Source organism: Paenibacillus sp. sgz302191 (assembly GCF_057749925.1).
In genome coordinates this window covers 100064-123113 of the sequence record NZ_JBYLHY010000010.1, presented here as the reverse complement: position 1 = coordinate 123113, position 23050 = coordinate 100064, and the positions used below count along the sequence as shown (strand labels likewise).

The window sequence follows — 23050 nt, the reverse complement described above, 5'->3', positions numbered from 1 at the left end:
TACTGATTTCGTAAAATCGAAAAATGAGAATGAAAAATCGAACAGAATCGTGCAAAAGGGCTGCAATAGGCCGGCTCATGGCAACCAACTACAGCATCCGCTCGACGCAGCCCGACTTGAGATCGAGCCCGCCAGCCTGCATGTGCCCGAACATCCCCATTCCAGTCTGTCGCCAGGCGGACGAATCCAAATGATTGACCAACCCGTTTACAGGTGAGCCGGTGAAAAAGGGCGGGTAAAGAGGCCCCTTTCTTACCCGTGGTAACGCGGCAGCACGCGGTTGGCAGATTTTCAGTGCGCTTTACCTTAGAGGCGCTTGCTAAAACCGTTGGTTATGACTTTTGGCGCGGTCAGAATTGCTGACCGTATTTGTCAGTATTTATTTGATATACTAGGCAATGTGAGTGGAAAAATGAATAGAGGAGTGTTCGCGAATGTTTAACAGTATCGACGAGTTCGTAAAGGAATTCGAAATGGAATCGGCAATAACGGAAAAAGCGCTCGACTCGCTTACGGATGAATCGCTCTCTCAGGCTGTTACGGACAAGCACCGGACGCTTGGCTCCATCGCCTGGCACCTCGTGCTGTCGTACAATTACATGACCTACCTGGGGCTATCTTATGACGAGCCCTTGGCCGATGAGGCAGTGCCTTCATCAGCGGCCGCCATCGCCGGCGAGTATCGCCGTATGAGCCGAACTTTCCTGCGCGCCGTACGGAGTCAATGGACGGACGAGTCGCTTGTGCAGGCCGTGAATATGTTCGGGGAGGACTGGCAGAACGGTGCTTCCTTGCGATTTACGCTGCGCCACGAAATCCATCATCGCGGTCAAATGACGGTGCTGATGCGTCAAGCGGGGCTGCGCGTGCCGGACCTTTTGGGTCCCACACGCGACGATTGGATCGATAAGGGCGAGGAGCCTCGCGCTTAAAAGAGATCATGGACAGGGAGCAGCCGCCCTGTCCATTGTCTTTTTCTGCGAAGCCTGCTCACGGTCACGCTAACAAAGCCAACGCTTTCCGCCCCCAAGTCTGCGGATCAACGGTGCACAGAGCGTTGATGGCCGGCATTTTGGCGATCATGGCTCTGGCCATGTTCATTTGCCGATCAGCATTCGTCTCTGGCCGCTGGGCTTCATCCCCTTTTTCCTATGGGGCATGACCGGGCGGGCATCGCAGCAGCATGTTCTGCTGCGGCTGCAGTCCCGGCACGGGCCGCCGGCCGTCGCGCTGAACAGCTCGGCCAATTATTTGGGCAGCTCTTGTCGGCGCTTCGCTTGGCGGAGGCGTCATGCTCATCGGTTAACGCCTTCCCAACTTCCCTATTTGGCAGGCTGTCTTGCAATCGCGGCGCTGCTCGGTCAAGGACTACTCATTTTGAGGAGCAAGGTTGAGACCGGGAAGACGGCCGATTTTCATAGCTAATGGAGGACTGGCAAGTACGCGAAAGTTAAATTCGTTCTGGACGAGGCTTTCCAAAAGGGAGACGACCCTAGAGGAGGGCCTTTTTAGGGATCTGAAGCAAAGGGACAAGGTGGCTTGCAGAGAAAAGCCTGCGAAAGTGCAGGTTTTTCCCATGGAAACGGTTCGTTTTGGTGAAAAGCCTGCAATTGTGCAGGAATTTTCTATAAACATGCATCTGAGCCCATGTTCGCGTCGACAAACCTGCACAATTGCAGGAATATGCCGTGGGCCAGCGTATCCATCGAGCAAAAACTGTATTTTTGCAGGTTTTTTCGCGCAATCAGTCAGACGTTCGACCGGCTCTGGCATATGGGTTTCTCCATTGCCGATTTACTTGAGCAATGTAAGTATCGTCGCTACGCTATTTTCCGCAAATGACCGTTCGGGTCGGGATTTCATCAATACGGTAAGTCCGATCATTGAAATGACCATTGTTTGCGCCAAAGTTTTTGCATTCGCAGCTTTTTCAAGCTCCCCGGTTCGTATGCCCCGTTCAATGGCTTCTTGAAAAATTGCGGAGAGATACATCTGATGTTCCCGGGTAAGCACTTCAAATTTTGCGTCATGCGGCGCAAGTTCAACCATGACATTGAGGCAAAAACATCCCCGGTTAGGGCCTTCCTCGTATACTTCCGCCACAATGCCTTCAAAAAAGGAGCGAAACGCTTCTTTTACGGATGAACTGTTTTGAAATCGGGCGCGGACGGAGGAAGCATGGGATTGATTGTATTTGCGGAGCGCGGCTTCAAAAAGTTCTTTTTTATCTCCGAATGCCGCGTAAATGCTAGGTCGTTGAATGCCCATTCCGGACGTCAAATCGCTTAATGAGGTAGCTTCGTACCCTTTTTCCCAAAATATTTCCATAGCTGCATGCAAAGCATTTTCTTCGTCAAATGCCCGGGGCCGTACCATATGAAATCCCCTTTTCGTATCGTTTAGTATATTATGATCTTATTATTTAAAGGATATAATGTCAAATTTCAGTGCTTTATGCTTGACATCATGCGTTTGAGCGAGCTATATTTGGTTATGTCAATTTTGTACCGATTGGTATATTATATTGTTCGGTACGTAATCGTCAAAGGAGATGCTGCAAATGCGATAATGAGCGAGAAATTACGGGCAAACAAGGTACTCGTCACAATAAATGCAGGGTTCGCTCGAACAACCCGAGACTTGAGGAGTGTGAAAATATGGAGAGGCTTGAAAATAGCGTGGAGACCGCGAACGGAAATTCCAGCGGCATCGGGCTTGAAGCGAAACAGGAAGAGACCGCCGCATTCGAATCAGGCTCCGCCGTATCGTTGCCGCGCTCGGTGGCGCTGCTGTTTGCGGTCGCCTGCGGGCTCGCCGTTGCCAACGTCTACTACGCCCAGCCGCTGCTCGACGCCATGGCGAGCGAATTCGGCATCAACCAGTCGACCGTTGGCATTGTTGTTACCATAACTCAGATCGGTTATGCGCTAGGTCTGCTGCTGCTTGTTCCGCTTGGCGATTTGTTGAATCGTCGCAGGTTGATCGTCATTCAGTCGCTGCTATCCGTGCTGGCACTGACCGTAGTTGGCATCGCCCCAAACAACACGCTGCTGTTGGCGGGCAGTGCCGCAGTCGGTTTGCTTGCAGTCGTAACGCAGGTGCTTGTAGCGTACTCGGCAGTGCTGGCTCTACCGGCCGAACGCGGCCGTGTAGTCGGGACTGTGACTAGCGGCATCGTAATCGGCATTTTGCTCGCGCGGACTGTGGCAGGTTTAATGGCCGACCTTGCCGGCTGGCGTATGATTTATTTTATTTCTGCGGCGCTGACGCTGCTCATAACGGGTCTTTTGTTCCGAGTGCTGCCGGCGCGCGACAAGGTGAAGGTTTCAACCTCTTATCCGCAGTTATTGCGCTCGGTTTTCGCGCTGTTCGTTGAGGAGCCGATACTGGGCATACGCGCTTTGATCGCTCTGCTGATTTTTACCTCGACCTCGATATTATGGACTCCGATGGTATTTCCTCTCAGCGAACCGCCGCTTTCGCTTTCGCATACGGAGATCGGGTTGTTTGGCCTGGCGGGGGCAGCAGGTGCATTAGGGGCGGCTCGGGCGGGGCAGCTGGCGGATCGCGGTTTGAGTCAATGGGTCACAGGCGTCGGGCTGCTCATCATGCTGGCGTCCTGGCTGCCGGTCGGTTTGACGATGCATTCGTTATGGGCGTTGACCGTCGGTGTTATCGCCTTCGACCTCGGGCTGCAGGCCGTACACGTCGCAAATCAGAGCTTGATCTACAGCGTGCGCCCGGAAGCCCATAGCCGGCTTACCGCCGGTTATATGATTTTCTATTCCATCGGCAGCGCCATCGGTTCGATTGTCTCGACGGTCGTGTATGCATGGGCCGGATGGACCGGAGTGTGTCTGCTGGGTGCGGCAATCAGCGCTCTCGCCCTATTGTTCTGGGCGTTCACCCGGCATCTGACGCCTGAAGCGTTGACATAAGGGAGCCCACGGGTTCCCGGCTTGGTAAAAAACGACATTTAAAGGAGATGCTCAATGACTCAAAATCCGGCTATTGACAATGACAAGCTGAACGATTTCGACGGCAGCTTTCCGTTCGCTCCGCACTTCACTGACGCTCCCGGCTTCGCCATGCACTATGTCGACGAAGGGCCGCGCGAAGGCGAGACGATTCTCTGCCTTCACGGCGAGCCGACGTGGGGCTATCTTTTTCGGCATCTTATCCCGGTGCTGAGCAAGGATTACCGCGTCATCGTCCCTGACCATATGGGCTTCGGCAAAAGCGAGACGCCGCAGGACCGCAGCTACTGGCTGCAGGATCATATCGACAATCTCGAGTGGTTTGTCCTGGCGCTCGACTTGCGAGACATCACCCTCGTCATGCACGATTTTGGCGGGCCGGTAGGCATGGGTCTCGCGTCGCGTCATCCGAACCGCATCCGCCGTCTGATCTCGACCAACGGGCCAACGCCGTTCGGCCAGCCTGACCTCGTCGACAGGATGACCGCAAATGGCGGCATCTCGCCTTGGTTTCAATGGATCATGAGGGCTGAAAAGGAAGGGACCCTCGAGACTGTTCTGGGCCAGCTCGGCTTCAACATTTTAAGCACGCTCAAGCTGAACGGCTTCGAAAACAACGCGCTGATCACCGGCACCTGGCTCGCGGCTTACGGCTCGCGTTTCGCCAGCCCTGCCGACTGTCTCGGTGCGATCGGCTGGGCGAAGGGCTTCGCCACCGGCGCGCACCGATTTGAGACGCCCGACGCTGCAGCGGTGCGCGTCATCTGCGCGAAGCCGGCGCTCGCGATCTGGGGCGAGGCCGACCGCACGCTCCATGCCGAGCATTTCCTGCCGCTCTTCACCGCGCTGTTCCCGAACGCTCCCGTCCATCGGCTCGCGGGCGTAGGCCATTACTGCCTGGAAGACGCGCCGAACGAAGTCGGGCGCCTCATCGCGGACTTCATCCGGCAAAGCTAGCTTTGGGAACTAGAGATAAACATAAAAAAGAGGCACGCTGCAACGGCCTCTTTTTCCTATTCATTCGCTCCGATAAAATGGTCCGTCACAAACTGCTTGAAGCGCAGAACTGCGGGGGATACGTACATGCCCTCTACCCAGGCCATTCCGATAATGCGCCTGCATTCGGGCCAGTTTACGCGAATTTTTGCTATTTTACTTTGATCCAAGCCTTTGAGATCGGGTAGGAGCGAGACGCCCAGTCCGGCAGCGACAAGCCCTGCGACAGTGGCTACTTCTTCTCCCTCGAACGTTATTTTGGGGCTTATTCCCGCTTGAATAAACAACTGATCGGTGGTGATTCGGAGCGCATAGCCCTTTTTCAAAGAGATGAACGACTCATCTGCGATTTCGCCTAATGCAATACTCTCTCGATTCGATAAGGGGTGCCCTTTGGGAACGATGGCAAAAAGTTCCTCGCTCCATAGAGGCATCCACTGAATCGGCGATTTAGGCTCAAAAGAAGCAAGCAGGCAGAGATCCAATTCTCCTTGTTTCAGCTGCTCAAGAAGCCAGTAGGAGTGGTTTTGCCGCAGTTGAAAGTTGATATTAGGATGATGCGTGCGGAAAGAGCCGATTAAATCCGGAACAAGATTCGTACCGAGTGTATGGAGGAAGCCGAGTGAGATCTCCCCACGTTGTGGATCGACGAGTTCCTGGATCTCTTGCTTACCTTCCTGAAATTCTTTCATAATACGATTCACACGCGCTAGAAACAGGCTACCATACCGGTTTAAGCGAATGGAGCGCCCTTGACGTTCAAAAAGAGGGACGCCGAGTTCATTTTCCAGTCGGGCAATGGAACGGCTCAGGGCCGGTTGGGAGATCGACATCGTTTCCGCCGCTCGCGTCATATGCTGCAAACGTGCCAGGGTTTGAAAATATTCGAGCTGCTGCCACTCCATTCATGCTCACCTCTGGATCATCATTTGTCCAATTCATTACCCAAACGCATTAAAATAATGAAAATAATATATTATACATCATAAAAAGTCAATGATAGTATGGAGTCAAGAGCAGAACCGATAAGTTCATCCATGGAGCGAAGGATTTCGGGAGGCAGCAATCCAAGAATAGAAAGAGTTCGGGGAGGCTTCATCCAAGATGAGTTACATTCAAAAAGGCACGTCCGCCTTTCGAAAATCCAATTTTGCATTTTTCGCAGCCGGGTTCAATACGTTTGCTATTCTTTACAGCACGCAGCCGTTGATGCCCGAATTTACGAAGGAGTTTCACATTACGCCTGCAATGGCCAGTCTGTCTCTTTCCGTGACGACGATATCGCTGGCGGTAAGCATGCTGTTTTTCGGTTCCTTGTCGGAAGTGTGGGGCCGAAAGCCTATCATGCTGATCTCGATGATGGCCGCTTCCGCTTTGTCCATTTTGACCGCTTTCAGCACTACTTTTGAAGTTTTGCTGGTGGTGCGAGTCGTTCAGGGAATCGCCTTGGGCGGGCTTCCATCCATCGCCATGGCTTACCTGGGGGAAGAAATTGAGCCCAAAAGCCTCGGCGGGGCGATAGGGCTTTATATTAGCGGCAATTCCCTCGGAGCCGTTTGCGGCAGAATCATTGCCGCCACGTTGTCGGACTTGTTCAACTGGCATGCTGCAATGGGCGCGATAAGCTTCATCAGTCTTGCGGCCAGTTTGATTTTTTGGGCGAGTTTGCCGAACTCTCGCAATTTTCATTCCCGCTCGCCGGAAATCGGCAAGCTGTTCGCCTCTTTGCTCCATCATTTGAAAAATCCGGGTATGCTTTGCTTGTTCGGCATCGGTTTTCTTATCCTCGGCAGCAACGTCGCCTTGTACAACTACATCGGCTACGTGTTGGCAGCCCCGCCGTACTCCTTAAGTCAGACGTTAGTCGGGTGGGTTTTTATCGTATTTCTCGTAGGTATGGTAAGCTCAATATGGATGGCGAAGCTGGCGCAAAAGTACGGCCTCCCCAAAGTGCTGATGCTCTCTTTGCTCATTACGATGGCGGGAGCCTGTCTAACGTTAGATGCCGACCTGTGGGTTAAAATTGCAGGGCTGCCGATTTTGACGTTCGGCTTCTTCGGAAGCCACTCCGTCGCCAGCGGCTGGGTGGGGCGCATTGCTTTCCGCAACAAAGCGCAGGCTTCGTCGCTCTACCTGTTTTTTTACTATGCCGGGTCAAGTATCGGAGGAACAGCAGGCGGGCAATTTTGGACTTTGTTCGGGTGGAGCGGGGTCGTGGGGATGATCATAGGATTTCTGTTGATCGCACTTATATTTGCGGCCAAGCTCTCAAAAACGTCTACGGCCGGCCTGTATCAGTCCCAGCACGGATAATGAAAAAGGAAGGGGATATTTTATGAAAATCGATCGGCTGGATCATTTGGTGCTGACAGTAAGCGATATCCAAAAGACGGCAGCGTTCTATGAAACGGTGCTCGGAATGGAAGTCGTGCAATTTGGCGACCTGCGCTACGCTTTGCGTTTTGGAGGGCAAAAGATCAACCTGCATGAGCGGGGAAAAGAATTCGAGCCGAAGGCGAATACGCCGCTGCCGGGAACGGCCGACTTATGTTTTATCGCGGAAACGCCGCTGCAAGATGTCATAACCCATCTGAGACAGTGCAACGTAAAGATCGAAGAAGGTCCGGTAACTCGAACAGGAGCCGTGGGAACCATCCGATCGATATATTTCCGCGACTCAGACCTTAATCTGATCGAAGTATCCAACTACGAGTAACGATTTAACGTAGCAAAACGCCAATCTGTTCAAAGGAGTAGAAGGCGGGCTCTATGGGGCCAACACGCTCAAAACCTTTTGGACTGCTCAATTCCAATTCGATCAGCCATGAAGCGGCCCGTTGATTACTGGAGCGATTTTACTCGGTAATTCTCACTGCTGGCGGAAGGAGTCTTCCAAGTAACGCTCAAGTATAGATTCGATGAACACCGTGGCCCGGCGCGGGATACAGTGCTGCACGGCGGGTGGTCATGCGGCGGCTTGGCGGGCTGGTCCGGGGTGAAAACTGCGAAAGTCGCGACACTTTGTTAGTGTTAGGGGAACCAGTTGCGGCTCCAACGCGCACCTCTCCCGATGGAGGTCGTGGAACTGCATAACTGGGCAGGAAGCGGCTTGGCAGGGAGAAAACCTGCAAAAGTGCAGGTATTTCCTACGAAATAGGCTTGTTTTGGCGAAAAACCTGCAAAAGTGCAGGAATTTTTGCTGAAAGTGAGTCTGTGTCCCTGTATTCGGTGAAAAGCCTGCACTTTTGCAGGAATTCTTCGTGGCCAATGATCAAGGACGCAAATTCATGTATTTTTGCAGGTTTTCTTCGTTCATCTAGGCAGACTGCGGCAGGGGATTTCGATAATGGCAAAAAGCCTGCACAAATGCAGGAATGTTTCGTCTTCAGCGTAAGACCGAACGAAAATTTGCACTTTGCGGGCTTTCTCCGCGCAGCCAGGCAGCCAGGCCATCCGGCTCTGCGCGCGAGTTCCACTGCCTGACTTTCGCTGATTTTACGCGCTCAACTGACAGCGGGCAAGTTTTTAGAGAGTCTCTTTTCTGCGAATGGCTGGTGATATTGGTCATTCACAAGGTTTTTCATACTATGCCGGCGATGCCGGTCATCCATTTCCGGTCACCCGCAGGGCCGGATGTGGTCGACCGACCGCCGTCATGCAGCGCAGCACCGCACGTTGGGAGCTGCGCGCAGCGCGTCCGAGTCCGCCAGACCCGTACCGGTTTTCCCTGCGCTTGCAGGGCAGGGCGGACACGACGGTCCTCCGGGCGAGCAGCCACCCCCGCCTAGACGGCGAACGGCTCCAGCTTTTCCTTGACGGCCGGCCATTCGTCCGCAAGGATGCTGAAGAACATCATATCCGCGCCTTGGAAGGACTTTCGCAGCGTGCCTTCGCAGACGGCTCCGATTTTTTTCAGGGCCTGCTGCGAACGGATATTGCCCGCCGCCGTGCGAAATTGGATGCGGATGGCTTCCGCATCTTCGAAACCGTGGCGGAGCAGCAAGTATTTGCAGGTCTGATTGAGGCCTGTTCCCCAAGTAGAGGGGGTAAGCCAAGTGAAGCCGATCTCGAAGCTGCGGTGCTCGGCGGACGGGTTCAGGATGCTCGTACTGCCCATAACGGAATCCTGCTGCATAACCGTGTAGGTGATGCGATGGCCCCGTTCCGCATCCTCGATCGCTTGCCGGACGATTCTGCGCATATGGTCCGGCGTGGCTGCGCGGAAAGGCAAGTGATTCCAGATTGCGGCATCGGAGCCGGCTTCGAACAGCGCCTCGGTATGGGATATGTCAAGCGGAACGAGCTTAACGCTGCCGGCGGCAAGCGGAGTTTGCCTGATCGACATGAGCATGCTGTTTAATCCCCTCTCCGTGTTATGTATGACAATGATGCGGCTTATTCCATGACCGGTTCTTGAACAATATAGCCGACATTGCCTGCTATAGCCTTGGAAATGACGCAATTAGAGGAACAGCTTCTCGCAAGCTGACGCATCTGTTCGCGTTGTTCTTTGCTGCCGTCTACGGCAATGGTGGGATATAGGCGAAGCTCGGAGATTCGCACTCCGGAACGGTCCGACACCATGTCGCCTTCAACGGTGACTTCGAGCTTCGACAGCTTGATATTGGCCTGACTCGCAGCAATGTTCGTCGTAATTAAATAACAGGCAGCTGCAGCACCGGCGAGCAGCTCGCCCGTCCCCGTATTCTCGGGGACACCGCCCCAAACGGTGGGAAGGGAGAAACCGGTGTCAAGCGCGCCGGAAGACCCGCTCAGTTTCCCGAGAAGGGGCTGGAATTGGCTGATCGAGCTTTGAACTTGAAACGTATGCATGAACGCTTACCTCCTTTTTTTAAGCCATGGTGAACCGGCCTGACAGTTTGATTCGCCCCGCCTCGTCCGCAACCGTCCATACGCCTTCAATCAGATCGCCGGAGCGATCCGGCGGAATGGATTGATAGGAGCCGCAGACATAAAGCCGTTCGTCCGCAAAAACGAAGTCCACGAACGCGGCATGCCAGAAGCGGAGCTTGCGCCCGGGAAACCATTCGGTCAAGGCATGGCCGGACATGCCCATCACGAGCATTCCGTGGGCGATGATGCCTTGAAATCCGCTCAGGCGCGCGGCGTCGGGATCCGTATGAATGGGATTGAAGTCGCCGGATGCGTGAGCATACTCCTTGATGCGGGACATGCTGACGACCGGAAGCGGGAGGGTGGGAAGCCGAACCATGGATTCCGTGTTCATTGTCCCGCCTCCCGTCCTTGTTCAGCCAGTTGGGAACGGCTGACCAGAACAAGCCCTGACTCGCGGTTCGTCCAAACCGTCTCGAGCGTGAATGTCTTCATCCGATTTCTGGAGAGCGCCGAGACGACGCTTGTGACTCCGGTAAGCTCGTCGCCGGCGCACACATCGCCATGCCATTCGAACGATTGCCGGACATGCAGAGTTTGCGCCGGTTTCAGGCCCAGCCGCCGACAGATTTCGGCTTGGCCTGGGCCTGCCGCCATCTCGAGAACGAATGCGTAGGTCGGCGGTGCGGGAATATTCCGGTAGCCGCATTGCTTGGCTGTATCGCTGTCCGAATAGAGGGGGCTCGGGTCGTCGATCGCCTTCGCAAAAGCGCGGACCGCCGAAAGGTCTACACTGCAATGGAACGGTTCGAACACTGTACCTACAAGAGATTCTACGCCGGAAACATGCATTCCTTCTTTATTTTCCATTTTTTCCTGAAATCGATAATGAATCTTTCAGCACACGATCCAACTGACGTTCGCATTCGCGCTCCAACTCAATGATGGCCGCCAGCTTGCGAAGGTGGGGGGCGATATCCGATCTACCGGTCATTTTGGCTTTCATGGCGCCGTTGCGGAAGGAGTACCACATGTTGATCGTCTCATAAAGCGTGTCGCAGAACCGGCTGTCCAGGATGCGGCAGAACGTCTCGTCGTCCTTCATGGAATGAATAAATTCGGTAAACCCCTCGCGCGATTCGACCACATCTTTCATTCGATCCCAGATAGATACAAGAAAGTCGACATCCGGATTCATCTCCTGTACATCCTCGTACATACGCTCCAGCCCTTTGAGACCCGATGCATATTCCTCTCGAATCTCGCCGCGCATGTGGTTCAGGCAGCTGCGCAGCTGCGAAACGAGGAGTGCCTCGTCCAGAACCGGTACGACGGGCGCCGATAATTCATAGCAAAATCCTCTGTACTCATAACCTTTTTCGATAGTTTCGGCATCTACCCACCCGACTTGATGCGGCGACCAATCGACGATATGGAACCGGTTCGTCTCCTCATCGATGCCGTTGATCACAAAGAAATGGGTACCGAAGCTCTCAGAGCCGTAAAGTGCGTGCCAAGGCAGAAAATGCATGCGTGCCATCGTATACAGACAAGTGCCTCTTCCAACGATGTCCCGGACCAGCGGCTTCAGCGGCTCATCTTTGTAGCGAATGGCTTTGACCTGGAAAAATCGCTCCAAGTTCCGCCAGAGGTCGGACTGATGGTAGGTTTCGAGATTGCTTCTGCGCGGTTTGAGAGACGGCGACGAAGCGAAACTGTCAAGAGAGTGGTAATAAAAATTCCAGCTGTCTGAAAACAGCCATTTAAACGGCGCACCGTTCGCCTCCAGAAAAGACATCATCAATTGTTCGTTGCAATCCAGGAATTGCGCAACTTTCATAACCGGCGGTGAAAGCGGAAGTGTGCTTATCATGTCTGCTAACCTCCTAATGATAAGATCGGTTTCGGCAGTCGGGCGGCTGGGTCGATACCGGACGATCTATTTGTATGGGGAAATGTGAAGGACAATTACAAAAAATGTTATTTTTTATATTGGAATGATTTGGATATATCCTCATAGTCTAGACAAGGACAAAGAATTTGGAGGGACTGCCATGCTTGACGGAAAAATCGCCCTGGTGACGGGCGCCTCGCGGGGAATCGGGCGGGCCATTGCGCTGGAGCTTGCCTCTGCGGGTGCAGACCTGGTCCTGAATTACGCTTCAAGCGAAGCGGCTGTCCGCGAAGTGGTAAAAGAGATCGAGGCATTGGGGCGGCAATGTCTCCCAATTCAAGCGGACGTCGGATCGTCGGAAGAGGTGGAACGCATGATGAGCCGGGCGACGGAGTTTTTCGGCCGTATCGATGTGCTGGTGAACAATGCTGCCGTGATCCGGGACGGGCTTTTGTTAAGAATGGACGACTCCCAATTCGATGAGGTCCTCCGTACCAATTTGACCGGAGCTTTCTACTGCATCCGTTCCGTATCTCGCCGTATGCTGCTGCAAAGGCAGGGCAGTATCGTCAATTTGTCTTCAGCGGCAGGCTTCCTCGGGAGCCGCGGGCAAGCGAACTACGCCGCCTCCAAAGCGGGGCTCGCCGGATTGACCAAGACGGCAGCCCGCGAGCTCGCGCCGCTCGGCATTCGCGTGAACGCGGTTTCGCCGGGCTGGATTGATGCCGGTATGGCCGGCGACCGGGACGAAGCATGGCGTCAAGAGCAGGAGAGAAGCATTATGCTCGCGAGGCCGGGACGGGCGGATGAGGTCGCAAAGGCAGTCCGTTTTCTCGCCTCGGACGAAGCGTCCTATGTGACGGGACAGACACTTCGCGTGGACGGCGGTATGGTCGTCTAAGCGAACTTAGCGGAACGGGCGAATGTTCGTGTTGCCGTTTCGGACAGCAGTGCCTTATCGAGGAGGAGGAAAATGAAATGAATGAGACCATGGTTGAACAGTTTTTGTTTGAGTTCCTGAAAGGAAAGCTGAACCTTCCCGCCGAGCGGAGTCAAATTAATCCGGAAACGAAGCTTGGCATAGGCGGGCTGCAAATGGAATCGCTGGCGATTGTAGAACTTGCCGTCAATCTGGAAGCCCGATTCGGCATCGCGGTGCCTGACGAAGACCTGGACCGCATCTCGCGCTTCAACGTTGCGGAATTGACGGCGTATTTAAGCGGCAAGCAAGTGACGGCATAGTCGGCATGCGGCAGATGGATATCACGAAGGAGCAAATCAAGGAACTGCTGCTTGAGCGCAACCTGTTCAGAACGGTAACGGACATTCTGGCCTACGATACGGAGCTCGTGCTGGATTCGTTGACGCTTGTTTGGTTTTTGAACGGACTGGAGACCCGATACGGTTTGAACCTGCGGCTCGATGACGAGGATTGGGAGCAATTCCGTTCCATCAATGCCATCCACAGGCTGCTCCACCGAAAAAGCAGAGAAGCGGAAGGAGCTGAATCGCATTGAAGCAGCTGAGCCGGCCAGGCCGGCGGGTCGCAATTACCGGATTCGGCTTATTGACGCCGTTCGGTTATGGTGAAGAGGCCGTAAGACGTCATTTGTTTCGCGGTGAAGACCGGTTTGCGCCGGTGACCCGGTTTGATACAGACAAGTTCAAAAACGCCGTGGCAGCGGAATCCCGCTTTACCGGAAGGTTTCTGGAGCTTGGCATGGAGCTTGCGGAAGCGGCGCTGCGCATGGCTCGTCTCGACAGCGGTCATGTCGCAATTATGCTGGGCACAATGGGCGATTACGGCGAACTTAACCGCTTTTGGCATGAGCAGTTAGACGGAAATATGGAAACGAGAGGCGGCATGGAATGGCTGCCCGCCTACCATCTCGCAGCGATGGCGGAACGGTTCAAGCTTCATGGCAGACAGTGGGCGTATACGAATGCGTGCATCGCATCAAGCAGCGCTATCGCCGCCGCTTGCGAACTCATTGCCCAGGGCAAGGAAACCGCGGCGCTTTGCGGCGGCTACTCGCTCGTTACCGAGGAAATTTTTGCGAAGTTCAATTCGGGAAGGGCGTTTTCCCGGGACGGTAAAGTACGCGCGTTCAGCAGGGGTCGGACCGGCATGCTGCTTGGGGACGGCGGAGCGATGTTCGTGTTGGAAGACTTCGATCATGCCCGGCATCGCGGAGCCGATATTTTGGCGGAAATCGCCGGTTGGGGCGTTGCGAACGACGCTTTCCATGTTTGCCAGCCAGACCCGGAGGGAGGAGGCATGGCAAGAGCCATGATGAAGGCGATTCTGAGAGCGGGCGTCCATCCGGAATCCGTTGATTACATCAATGCGCATGGCACGGGTACGCCTCTCAACGACGCGAGCGAAACAAAAGCGGTCAAGCAAGTGTTCGGCTCCGCCGCTTACCGGATCCCCGTCACCTCCACGAAAACGATGACAGGCCACATGCTGGACGGTACCGGCGCAGTTGAGACGGCCATTACGATGATTGCCATGAATGCGGGCATCGTTCCGCCGACCGCCGGCTTTACCGATACCGATCCGGCTTGCGATCTCGACTACGTCCCCCATGCCGCGAGAGTGTCCGAGATTCGCTGCGCGGTCAACCTGAATGCGGCTTTCGGGGGCTTCAACAGCGCGATCTTACTTAAGAATGTCAAGGAAGGAGGGATATGGTGACCCGGCTTGCGATTACTTCGGCCGTTTGTCTGGGGCCCTGGGGCGACGATGTCAGTCGGCTCGAAGGGCGGAACTGGCAGGAACAGGCTCCCGCCGACGTTCCGCCCGTACCCGGATTCATCGAGTCGGCCTTTAACCCGCTTGTATATGCCGTCGTCAAACGCCTCTTTGATACTGGAGCTTTCTCCGCGGGAGAGCGGACATCGCTGCTTCTGGGCAGCTTGTTCGGCGACGCGACGACCAACGACCTGGCCAGCAAGCTGTTGATCCAGGGCAAACCGGACAATCCGATGCTGTTCTACCAGTCGGTTATGAATTCCATTGTCGGCTACATTGCGCGCGACATGGGCATCAGCGGAACGACCCTGTGTATGGCGGCGTTCGGGAACATGACGTCTGCGCTCTTGGAGCAGGCGGAACTGCTGCTTGCTTCCGGAGATGCCAGGCAGGTCATTATCGTCGGCGCTGAAGTGTCAGGGAGTGTGAAGACGGATAAGACGTGGAGCCTGCTTGACCCTTCCGGTACCGGGCATGACGCAGTCGTTGACGCAGCCGCCGCATTCGTCGTAGAGCTTGCAGCCGATGCGTCTGTGGACGGTCGCCCGATTCTGGCTGTCCTTGAGCTGGTCGGGTCAGGTGTTTCCGACTGCGCCGAAACCGCAGGCAATGCGCATGAAGCGCTGCCGCTGCGCCTTGGCGGCATACAGGGAATGATCGGCTTGGCGCTTGCTTTGCAGCGGCTTAACGATCTGCCGGCCCCGGCAAGCGTTTTGTTCCGCGACTACAGTATGGGAGGAGACCCGTATGACATCCGATTGGCACATCCCGCCGGATTGGGCTAAATCGCTCATTGCCCGGACCGACCCGGACCGACCCGCTCTGATTGCCGGGCAAACCGTTTCATACGGCCGGCTGCAGCGCGAGATCAACACATGGATTCCGGAACTGGAGAGACGAGGAATCGGCCGGGGGACAACTGTCGCCTTGCAGGTTAACCGATCGTTCACCTATCTCTATCTGGTCTATGCGCTCTGGAGTCTTGGCGCCGGCATCATAATCATTGATCCACGGCTTCAGCAAGACGAAGCGGATGAACTGCTGGACCGGTTTCGCCCGGGCTACCGTATTCGTGACAGGCTCAAGTCCGGGGGCGTGCCGGTTTTTAGGGAAGAGCTTGACGTTGACATCACCGCTTACGGACAGGATTACTGCCAAGGCGGGGCTGCGGTTAGGCCTTACGCGATTCTGCAATTCACTTCCGGTACGACGGGCCGCCCCAAGGCCGTCGTCCGTTCCGCCGCCTCCATTCTCGCGGAGCTGGATCGGCTGGCCGCGATCCCAAACGGCATCCGGCCGGACGATACCGTGGCCGTTCTCGCCTCGCTGCACCATTCCTTCGGACTGGTCGGCGCCGTCATGACGGCCCTTTCGACAGGTGCGGCTGTATTAATTCCGCCGGATCTGCAGGGCAAGCGCATTGTGCAGAGCATGGCGGCTTCGCGGACCACCGCACTATTTGCCGTACCGTTTCATTTTGAACTGCTGGCCGGCTTGGCCGAGACGGACGTCGGCAGCTTGCGAATCGCCGTCAGCGGCGGGGAGATGCTGCCGGAAACCGTGGCCGAGAAGTTTCGCGAACGGTTTGGCGTGCGGATAGGTCAAGCCTACGGAACATCCGAAACAGGCATGCTGGCCGCCGATTGGCATGGCGACTTTCCGGGTACTATCGGAGCATGTCTGAACGGCATCGAGTGGGAAATTCGAGATAGAGAACTGCTCATCGGGCTTTCGCAGTCCCCCTATGCGGACGAGGCAGGCAACGAGCGCTACAAGGAGGGCTGGCTGCATACCCGCGACGCGGTCGAGGTTGAGCCCGGCGGCAGGCTGCTTCACTTGCAGGGAAGGCTCGACTCGATACGGATTATCGGCGGGCTCAAGGTGGACGCGGTAGAGACGGAGAACAGCATCGGCCAGCATCCGGAGGTTGAGGAGGCACGCGCGGTTTTTACGGAGGATCAGCGGCTGGAAGTGTATCTTGTCGGGAAGCCGGGACTCGACATGTCCGAGCTGCTTCGGTGGTGCGCCGGCCGGATGGCCGCCTACAAAATCCCGCAAATGTTTCACCGGGTCCATTCGCTTCCCCGCACTGCCAGCGGGAAGCCGGTTCGCGATCCGGCAGCATTGGCGGGCTTGCCCCCCTGGCACGCCCCGGGAATAACGGAGTAAAGGAGGAGAGCTCATGTTTGAAATGGAATCGCGCACGAAGCAAATGCGCATGATGCGGTTGTTCAGCCGCAGCGGAGAGCGCATGTTTATGGTCCCGCTCGACCATGCGGTGACAAGGGGGCCCATCAGCGACTTGGCGGGCATGGCGGCGCTCAACCGAGCGATTGCCGCGAACGGGGCCGATGCCGTCGTTCTGCATAAGGGGCGCGTCCGGTTCTTCGATCCGGCCTGCTTCCAGCGGCTATCGCTTGTCATCCACATTAGCGCAAGCACCGTTCACGCCGAAGACGTCAACGCCAAGACGATTGTCGCATCGGTCGAAGAGTGCATTCGTCTCGGGGCGGATGCGATAAGCGTGCACGTCAACATGGGGGCGCCGACGGAAGCGGCGCAGCTGTCCGATCTGGCCAGAACCGCAGATGCCTGCAGCCGCTGGAATATGCCCCTGGTCGCGATGGTCTATCCGCGCGGCCCCCGCATCGCGAATCCGCAAGAGCCCGGCCTTGTCGCCCATGCGGTCAATTTGGCCACGGAGCTTGGCGCGGACGTCGTCAAAACCGTCTATACCGGCTCGGTCGAAACAATGAGCCAGGTCGTCCGGTCGTGCCCGATCCCGATCCTGGTGGCGGGCGGAGAAAAGAAAACCTCCCTGAACGACGTCGTTCAGTTTACCCGCGATGCGATCAAGGCAGGTACACGAGGCGTGGCTATGGGGCGCAACGTGTTCGAAGCGGGGCAGCCCGAAGAAGTCGTCAGGGCCGTGTCCGAGGCCATCGACAGCACGGCCGGCTTATTGCAGTGGGTCTAAAGGAGGAAAGGGAATGAAAGCCATTACCAACGAAATCGAAATAAGCATCGCCAAAAGTGCCGATCACATCTCGATCAGGAGCGGCACATCCAAATTTGCATGGTTTGATTTGCGGCAGGCCGGGGGTCCATCCGATCCCGATCCTATTCTTTCTCTCCTGTCGCACCTGAAATTCGACGGTGTGATCGCCGATGAAGCCCAGCTTGACCGGATTCCGGCCGGCTTGCGCAAAATTGTGTTCACGACAGGCATACCGACCGCCGAGGAGATCGAACGCTACAACCGGATCGGGGACGCCGTCCTCATTCTCGAACCGGAGGCCGTCGAAAGCGGCTGGTTCAAGCAGCATCGACATTCGATCGGCGTTACGGCAGGGACATTCGTGAACGTTACCGATCCTGCATCGCTGCAGCGGGCGGTCGCGCTCACGCACGAAGTGCAGCTGCTCATCGTAGAGTTCAGGGACGATACCAAAATTCCGCTGGAGATCGTACTGGCCGATGCCCAGAATACGGGCTGTGCTGTCGTTATGAAGGTGAGGGACAAGTTGGAGTCCAAAGTTGTATTCGGCGTGCTCGAATGCGGGGCAGACGGCGTCATCTTCGCTACGGACGACTGGAACGAGCTGTACGCGCTGCACGATGTCGTCCACGCGAATCGCACCCGGCCGGAGCAGCGGGTGGAGACACTCACCGTGGTGAGGACGTCCCATGTCGGTATGGGCGACCGGGCATGCATCGACCTGACGACTTACCTGGGCCTGGACGAAGGCATCCTGCTCGGCTCGTTCTCGAACGGCGGGCTGCTTGCCTGCAGCGAAACCCATCCTCTACCGTACATGCCTACCCGGCCGTTTCGCGTGAACGCGGGAAGCCTGCACAGCTACGTTCTCGCCCCTGACAATCAAACCTGGTATTTGTCCGATCTCCGCGCAGGCATGGAAATACTTGTCGTAGCCACGAACGGCAAGGCTCGGCGGGCCGCGGTAGGGCGGGTCAAAATCGAACGCAGGCCGCTGTTGTATATCGAGGCGGAAGCGGCCGACGGCACGCGGGTCAATACGATCATGCAGGAAGATTGGCATGTCCGCATTTTCGGCGCGGAGGGGCAGCCGCTCAACATTACGAATCTGCGCCCCGGCACGAAGGTGCTCGGCCATACGATGGCTTCGGGCCGTCATGTAGGCGTCAAAGTCGATGAGTTTATTCTTGAACAATAGGGAACGAAAGGAGTGGATGACGGTGAGCGAGACTTTTGTACCGTTGGACGTCCGGGAACGATGGCAGAACGACGAACGGCTGGGCTGCGGCAATTTTCTTTCCTTTGCACTTGAGGGAAACCCCGCGCCGGACCATCCGCTATTATGGCTGCACAAGCCGTTCGCTGCGTATGACGGCGCTTCCTATGAAACGCTTAGCCTGCGGGAACTGGAGGCGTTGGCCCGCCACTACGCGTCGCTCTATCACCGGCTTGGGGTAGAGTCAAGAGATTGCGTCGCCGTATACCTGGATGAGGGCATCGGCAGCATGGTTCATTATTTGGCGTTAACGTCATTGGGAGCTATTCCGGTGTTGGTGAACGGCGCGATGAAGCCTGAGATCGCGGTCCGATTCATCGGCCGCATCGGCGTCAAGGCGGTGTATGCCGATACCCGGCGCCATGCCGCGATTGCAGCCGACGCAGACGAGTCATGCGGTCTGCTGATTACCGACGAGATCGCGGCAAAAGCGGAAGGGGGATGGCAGGATCGAAGTCTGCCGCCCGTCTACCCTTATCGCCACGCGCCCCGGGATCCGGTGCTGATCTGTCATTCCTCGGGAACGACGGGAATGCCGAAGGCGATTACGTTCGAGCATCATCAATTTTTTGCCGGCATCCGCACCCGGCTGACAGTCGGCCGGGACTCGGAGCGCGTCCTGTCCGCGCTTCCGCATTCGCATTCGGCGGGCATTGCTTTCCCGATGTACTATATGCTGGTTGGTTCACCTCTCCTGATTATGGCCGATTTGTCGGGAGAGGCAGTCCTTGAGCAGGCTGAATCGTTCAAGCCGATGACCGTAATCGCCTTTCCGCAGACGTATGCGGAGCTCGCGGAGCTTGATCCGGCCAGCCGCAATACCGAGTCGATCGAGGTGTGGATGAACACGGGCGACAGCGCGCATGAGCGTCATATCCGTCCTCTAATCCGCGCCGGCTCGCACATCCGGAACGGCAAAAAAGAGAAAGGCTCGACCTTCCTTGACGGTCTGGGCTCATCTGAGATGGGCTTCACCCTGTTCCGCAAAATCCACTCTATTCGCACGGAAATTTACGACCGCTGTGTCGGCTATCCGAATGAATTCGTCGACGCGGCTGTGCTGAACCCTGAGGGAGAGACGCTGCCGCCGGGCCGGGTCGGCATGCTGGGCATCAAATCTCCGACGGTTACAAGCGGATACTGGAACCAATCGGAGCTTACTTATCGTTCTCGCCTGAACGGTTACTGGCTTACCGGCGATATGGTGTATAAGGACCAGCAGGGCATGTTCTACCATGTAGACCGAATCCAGGATACTATCCGGGGGAAGAACGGTCCGGTCTACAGCTTGCCGATGGAAGAAACGGCGCTCAACGCGCACGTTCTCGTCCGGGATTGCTCTGTCTTCGGCATTTCGGCGGAAGACGGGTTCGAACGGCCGGCGGCCGTGCTTCTCATAGCTGCCGGTTCCGGCTTATCGCCGGACGGATGGCTTGCTCTCGTCAACAGCACGCTTGAAAAGGCCGGACAAAGCCGGCTTGCGTTCCTGGCCGTAACCGAGGCCAAGGAAGACCTTCCGTGCGGCCCGACGGGCAAAATATTGAAGCGCGCGCTGCGCGAACGGTTTCGGGACGCGCTCCGGATTCCGAATGTGCTGCCGTCAGGGGACGCCGTCGCGTTCGATCCGGCCGACTCCGGCAGGCATGCGGCCTCGGCGGCGGAATAGGATACGTGCGAAATGCAGAAATATTTTTATTTCGCGGTAACGACGTTCAAGAGCATGAACGTGTATAAGCTCGATTTGGTGCTCAAGGTGGCCGGCTCCATCATATTAGTTACGGCCATGCGGGAGATTTGGCTGTCCATGTACAAATTTACGCCTCGTCTTGCCGCCGATACCGGCGTAGATGCCAAGACGATGGCCACTTACGCGATTGTATCCGTTATCGTCAGCATGCTGCTTGCACCGAACATGGCGGGCGAGATGGGACACAAGGTTTCAACCGGCACCATCGTGACCGATTTCATGAAGCCCTGGAACTGGATGCTGATGTATCTGGCGAAATCGGCCGCAAGTGCGGTGTTTTCCCTTCTTTTTGTCGTCGTGCCGCTTGGTATTGCGCTTTGGTTTATTTATCCGATCGACATACCGGACGCGGGACGGCTGATGCTGTTCGGGATCAGCGCCGCCATGGCTTTTATGCTATCGTTCTGCATTAATTTTTGCGTCGGCATTCTGGCTTTCCGCTTCACCCAGAGCTGGGGCTTCGATGTCATCAAGGAAGGCTTGGTCCGCGTCTGCTCCGGATTTCTGGTACCGCTCTGGTTTTTCCCGGAAGCCATCGGGGCCTTCCTGCACTGGCTTCCGTTCCAGGGCATTTATTATATACCGCTGTCCATCTATATCGGACAAAAGACCGGCGGGGAATTGGCCGGCGCTCTCGGCTTTCAGGCGGCATGGATGATGGCGCTCTTTCTGTTCGGCCAGGCCATGCTGTACTTCGAGAGGCGGCGGCTGGCCGCAGCGGGAGGGTAGTGCGGGTGATCATGTATGTAAAGCTGTACATAACGCTGCAGTGGGCAAATATCCGTTCACGAACGGCATACCCGGCCAATTTTTTGATCGGGACGATCAGCATCGCCATCATTTGCTTGGTCGACATGGTTCTTTCATGGGTACTGACGCAGCGCGTCCCGCAGATCGGGGGCTGGGGCTTCCATGAACTGCTGTTTATGCTGTCCGTCTGGAGGTTGACGCACGGTCTGTATATCGTCGTGTTCCAGCAGATTTCCGATCTCGACCGGACCTTGAGGGAAGGGGAGTTCGACCGCCTTCTGGTCAGGCCGCTGCCGCCGCTCTTCCAATATTTCACCCGGACCGTGGAAATCGGCGGGCTCGGCGATCTGGTCGTCGGCTGCGGCGGCTTGGCCTATGCGCTGCGCTATTTCGAAGGCTGGAACTTGATGCATATGGCGATGCTGATCGTTATGATCGTAAGCGCCGCAGCGATTGAATGGGCACTGTTCACACTCATTGCCTGCACGTCGTTCTGGACGCTTCAATCGCAGGGATTGCGGGGGATTTTCGACACATTCCTGTTCCAGTTCAGCAAATTTCCGTTAACTGCATACAGCAAATGGGTGCAGGTGCTGCTTACCTTTGTGCTGCCGGTCGGCTTTATTTCGTACTATCCGTCGCTGCATTTTTTTCAGGACAACAAGCCTATTCCGTTCTACACGGGACTCGTCTACGCGCCTCCGGTCATAGCCGTCCTGCTGTGCGGGTTGACGTATCTGGTGTGGCGCAGAGGCATCAATGAGTATAAAGGAGCGGGAACATGAGCGAAGTAATCGTGGCGGACCGATTAGTCCGCGAGTTCAAGGTTCCGGCTGCAGGAGGGGAGAAAAATCGGCAGACACGCGGCTTCGCCGGGTTGTTCGGATCGCGTAAAACCGTCAAGCGTGTCGTCGACGAGGTTAGCTTCTCGATTTGCAAAGGGGAATTCGTCGGCTACCTCGGTCCGAACGGAGCGGGAAAGTCTACGACGATCAAAATGCTTTCCGGCGTTCTTGTTCCGACCTCAGGCTCTGTCCAAGTGCTGGGCAGAGAACCTTACAAGCACCGGCAGGAAAACGCGCGCAGCATCGGCGTCCTGTTCGGCCAACGCTCCCAGCTGTGGTGGGATCTGCCGCTCGTCGAGTCCTTCCGCCTGCTCGCCAAAATTTATTCCATTCCTCGCCGGATTTATGAGGACAGATTGGCTACGTTCACGGACGTTCTTCATTTGGAGCACATCCTGCATATGCCGGTCCGGCAGCTCAGCCTCGGCCAGCGGATGTGCGGCGACATTGCCGCTGCGCTGCTGCACAGTCCGGAAATTTTGTTTCTGGATGAGCCGACGATTGGGCTCGATATCGTGGCCAAGACGAATATTCAGTCGTTTATTCGCAAAATCAATGAAGAACTGGGCATCACGGTCATTTTGACGACGCATAATTTGGACGATATCGAAAAACTGTGCAAGCGGGTTATCTTTATCGATCAGGGCCGGGTGATCTACGACGGCTCGACTTTGGAAATGGTGAGAGAATTTGGCGAGCACCGGTATCTGGTCGTCGATACGGGCGGTTGGAAACTCGGCGAGCCTGAGTGGCACGGACCCGAGATCGTCAGGACCGAAGAGCGAAAGCTGTGGTTCCGAATCGAAGACGACGCCCATATCGCACCGATGATCGGTATGTTGAACGAGCGGCTGCCGATCGTAGACCTCACGATCAAGGAGCCGGGGATTGAAGAAATCATCAAGCATATATACGAACAAAAAGCGTATCGAAACGCGTAAATTCAGGAGGTTATTCC

The 23050-nt window shown here is 56.0% G+C and carries 25 protein-coding genes; 17 read left to right on the top strand and 8 right to left on the bottom strand.

Annotated elements, in window-relative coordinates; genetic code table 11:
* Window positions 1-434 precede the first annotated feature (434 nt).
* Entirely contained in the window at window positions 435-932 is a 498-nt protein-coding gene (locus tag AC3G2T_RS16550) for a DinB family protein (protein WP_488436199.1), read from the top strand.
* A 436-nt stretch (window positions 933-1368) separates the two neighbouring features.
* On the opposite strand, the gene AC3G2T_RS16545 is transcribed toward AC3G2T_RS16550, so the two are convergent.
* Window positions 1369-1773 carry a hypothetical protein gene (locus AC3G2T_RS16545; protein ID WP_488436198.1) on the bottom strand — a complete coding sequence of 135 codons (405 nt, stop codon included), beginning with the start codon at window positions 1771-1773 and terminating at the stop codon, window positions 1369-1371.
* 21 nt (window positions 1774-1794) lie between these two features.
* The gene (locus tag AC3G2T_RS16540) at window positions 1795-2376 is read right to left on the bottom strand and encodes a TetR/AcrR family transcriptional regulator (RefSeq protein WP_488436197.1); all 582 of its coding nucleotides are present in this window, start codon (window positions 2374-2376) and stop codon (window positions 1795-1797) included.
* 281 nt (window positions 2377-2657) lie between these two features.
* On the opposite strand from AC3G2T_RS16540, the gene AC3G2T_RS16535 reads away from it, so the two are divergent.
* Complete coding sequence (locus tag AC3G2T_RS16535) at window positions 2658-3938, top strand: MFS transporter (protein ID WP_488436196.1); 1281 nt, start codon at window positions 2658-2660, stop codon at window positions 3936-3938.
* Between the two features lie 54 nt (window positions 3939-3992).
* Window positions 3993-4934: an alpha/beta fold hydrolase gene (locus AC3G2T_RS16530; protein WP_488436195.1), complete on the top strand. Its 942-nt coding sequence runs from the start codon at window positions 3993-3995 to the stop codon at window positions 4932-4934.
* 56 nt (window positions 4935-4990) lie between these two features.
* Here AC3G2T_RS16530 and AC3G2T_RS16525 read toward each other — a convergent pair whose 3' ends face one another.
* A complete protein-coding gene (locus AC3G2T_RS16525) occupies window positions 4991-5878 on the bottom strand; it encodes a LysR family transcriptional regulator (protein ID WP_488436194.1) in 888 nt (295 codons plus the stop codon).
* 199 nt (window positions 5879-6077) lie between these two features.
* On the opposite strand from AC3G2T_RS16525, the gene AC3G2T_RS16520 reads away from it, so the two are divergent.
* Complete coding sequence (locus tag AC3G2T_RS16520) at window positions 6078-7286, top strand: MFS transporter (RefSeq protein ID WP_488436193.1); 1209 nt, start codon at window positions 6078-6080, stop codon at window positions 7284-7286.
* 22 nt (window positions 7287-7308) lie between these two features.
* Window positions 7309-7689 (top strand): VOC family protein, encoded by a 381-nt coding sequence (locus AC3G2T_RS16515; protein WP_488436192.1) that lies wholly within the window; start codon window positions 7309-7311, stop codon window positions 7687-7689.
* 1068 nt (window positions 7690-8757) lie between these two features.
* Here the strand turns inward: AC3G2T_RS16515 and AC3G2T_RS16510 are convergent.
* Genes AC3G2T_RS16510 through AC3G2T_RS16490 form a run of 5 tightly spaced genes read right to left on the bottom strand, consistent with a single transcriptional unit; the run spans window position 8758 to window position 11700 of the window.
* Complete coding sequence (locus AC3G2T_RS16510) at window positions 8758-9324, bottom strand: GNAT family N-acetyltransferase (RefSeq protein ID WP_488436191.1); 567 nt, start codon at window positions 9322-9324, stop codon at window positions 8758-8760.
* Window positions 9325-9368: 44 nt separating this feature from the next.
* The gene (locus AC3G2T_RS16505; RefSeq protein ID WP_488436190.1) at window positions 9369-9806 is read right to left on the bottom strand and encodes an OsmC family protein; all 438 of its coding nucleotides are present in this window, start codon (window positions 9804-9806) and stop codon (window positions 9369-9371) included.
* 19 nt (window positions 9807-9825) lie between these two features.
* Window positions 9826-10221, bottom strand: coding sequence for a MaoC family dehydratase (locus tag AC3G2T_RS16500; protein ID WP_488436189.1), 396 nt, complete (start codon window positions 10219-10221; stop codon window positions 9826-9828).
* The gene (locus tag AC3G2T_RS16495; RefSeq protein WP_488436188.1) at window positions 10218-10697 is read right to left on the bottom strand and encodes an FAS1-like dehydratase domain-containing protein; all 480 of its coding nucleotides are present in this window, start codon (window positions 10695-10697) and stop codon (window positions 10218-10220) included. Before AC3G2T_RS16495 ends, AC3G2T_RS16500 begins: the two co-directional genes overlap by 4 nt.
* Window positions 10687-11700, bottom strand: coding sequence for a hypothetical protein (locus tag AC3G2T_RS16490; RefSeq protein ID WP_488436187.1), 1014 nt, complete (start codon window positions 11698-11700; stop codon window positions 10687-10689). The genes AC3G2T_RS16495 and AC3G2T_RS16490 overlap by 11 nt, the downstream gene beginning before the upstream one ends.
* A gap of 181 nt (window positions 11701-11881) precedes the next feature.
* Here AC3G2T_RS16490 and AC3G2T_RS16485 point away from each other — a divergent pair, with 181 nt between their 5' ends.
* From AC3G2T_RS16485 to AC3G2T_RS16430, 12 genes are all read left to right on the top strand, one after another.
* Complete coding sequence (locus tag AC3G2T_RS16485; protein WP_488436186.1) at window positions 11882-12622, top strand: beta-ketoacyl-ACP reductase; 741 nt, start codon at window positions 11882-11884, stop codon at window positions 12620-12622.
* A gap of 77 nt (window positions 12623-12699) precedes the next feature.
* On the top strand, window positions 12700-12963 hold the full coding sequence (locus AC3G2T_RS16480; RefSeq protein WP_474681861.1) for an acyl carrier protein: 264 nt from the start codon (window positions 12700-12702) through the stop codon (window positions 12961-12963).
* Between the two features lie 14 nt (window positions 12964-12977).
* Window positions 12978-13238 (top strand): hypothetical protein, encoded by a 261-nt coding sequence (locus AC3G2T_RS16475; protein ID WP_488436185.1) that lies wholly within the window; start codon window positions 12978-12980, stop codon window positions 13236-13238.
* Entirely contained in the window at window positions 13235-14419 is a 1185-nt protein-coding gene (locus AC3G2T_RS16470; protein WP_488436184.1) for a beta-ketoacyl-[acyl-carrier-protein] synthase family protein, read from the top strand. Before AC3G2T_RS16475 ends, AC3G2T_RS16470 begins: the two co-directional genes overlap by 4 nt.
* A complete protein-coding gene (locus AC3G2T_RS16465) occupies window positions 14413-15261 on the top strand; it encodes a hypothetical protein (protein ID WP_488436183.1) in 849 nt (282 codons plus the stop codon). The genes AC3G2T_RS16470 and AC3G2T_RS16465 overlap by 7 nt, the downstream gene beginning before the upstream one ends.
* On the top strand, window positions 15224-16645 hold the full coding sequence (locus AC3G2T_RS16460) for a class I adenylate-forming enzyme family protein (RefSeq protein ID WP_488436182.1): 1422 nt from the start codon (window positions 15224-15226) through the stop codon (window positions 16643-16645). Before AC3G2T_RS16465 ends, AC3G2T_RS16460 begins: the two co-directional genes overlap by 38 nt.
* Before the next feature lie 13 nt (window positions 16646-16658).
* Window positions 16659-17453 (top strand): 2-amino-3,7-dideoxy-D-threo-hept-6-ulosonate synthase, encoded by a 795-nt coding sequence (locus AC3G2T_RS16455; RefSeq protein WP_488436181.1) that lies wholly within the window; start codon window positions 16659-16661, stop codon window positions 17451-17453.
* 13 nt (window positions 17454-17466) lie between these two features.
* Window positions 17467-18672, top strand: coding sequence for a 3-dehydroquinate synthase II family protein (locus AC3G2T_RS16450; protein WP_474681855.1), 1206 nt, complete (start codon window positions 17467-17469; stop codon window positions 18670-18672).
* Between the two features lie 22 nt (window positions 18673-18694).
* Window positions 18695-20416: a class I adenylate-forming enzyme family protein gene (locus AC3G2T_RS16445; RefSeq protein WP_488436180.1), complete on the top strand. Its 1722-nt coding sequence runs from the start codon at window positions 18695-18697 to the stop codon at window positions 20414-20416.
* A gap of 12 nt (window positions 20417-20428) precedes the next feature.
* Window positions 20429-21226, top strand: coding sequence for an ABC transporter permease (locus AC3G2T_RS16440; RefSeq protein WP_474681853.1), 798 nt, complete (start codon window positions 20429-20431; stop codon window positions 21224-21226).
* 11 nt (window positions 21227-21237) lie between these two features.
* Complete coding sequence (locus AC3G2T_RS16435; protein WP_474681994.1) at window positions 21238-22032, top strand: ABC transporter permease; 795 nt, start codon at window positions 21238-21240, stop codon at window positions 22030-22032.
* Complete coding sequence (locus AC3G2T_RS16430; RefSeq protein ID WP_474681852.1) at window positions 22029-23033, top strand: ABC transporter ATP-binding protein; 1005 nt, start codon at window positions 22029-22031, stop codon at window positions 23031-23033. The genes AC3G2T_RS16435 and AC3G2T_RS16430 overlap by 4 nt, the downstream gene beginning before the upstream one ends.
* The last annotated feature ends 17 nt before the right edge of the window (window positions 23034-23050 follow it).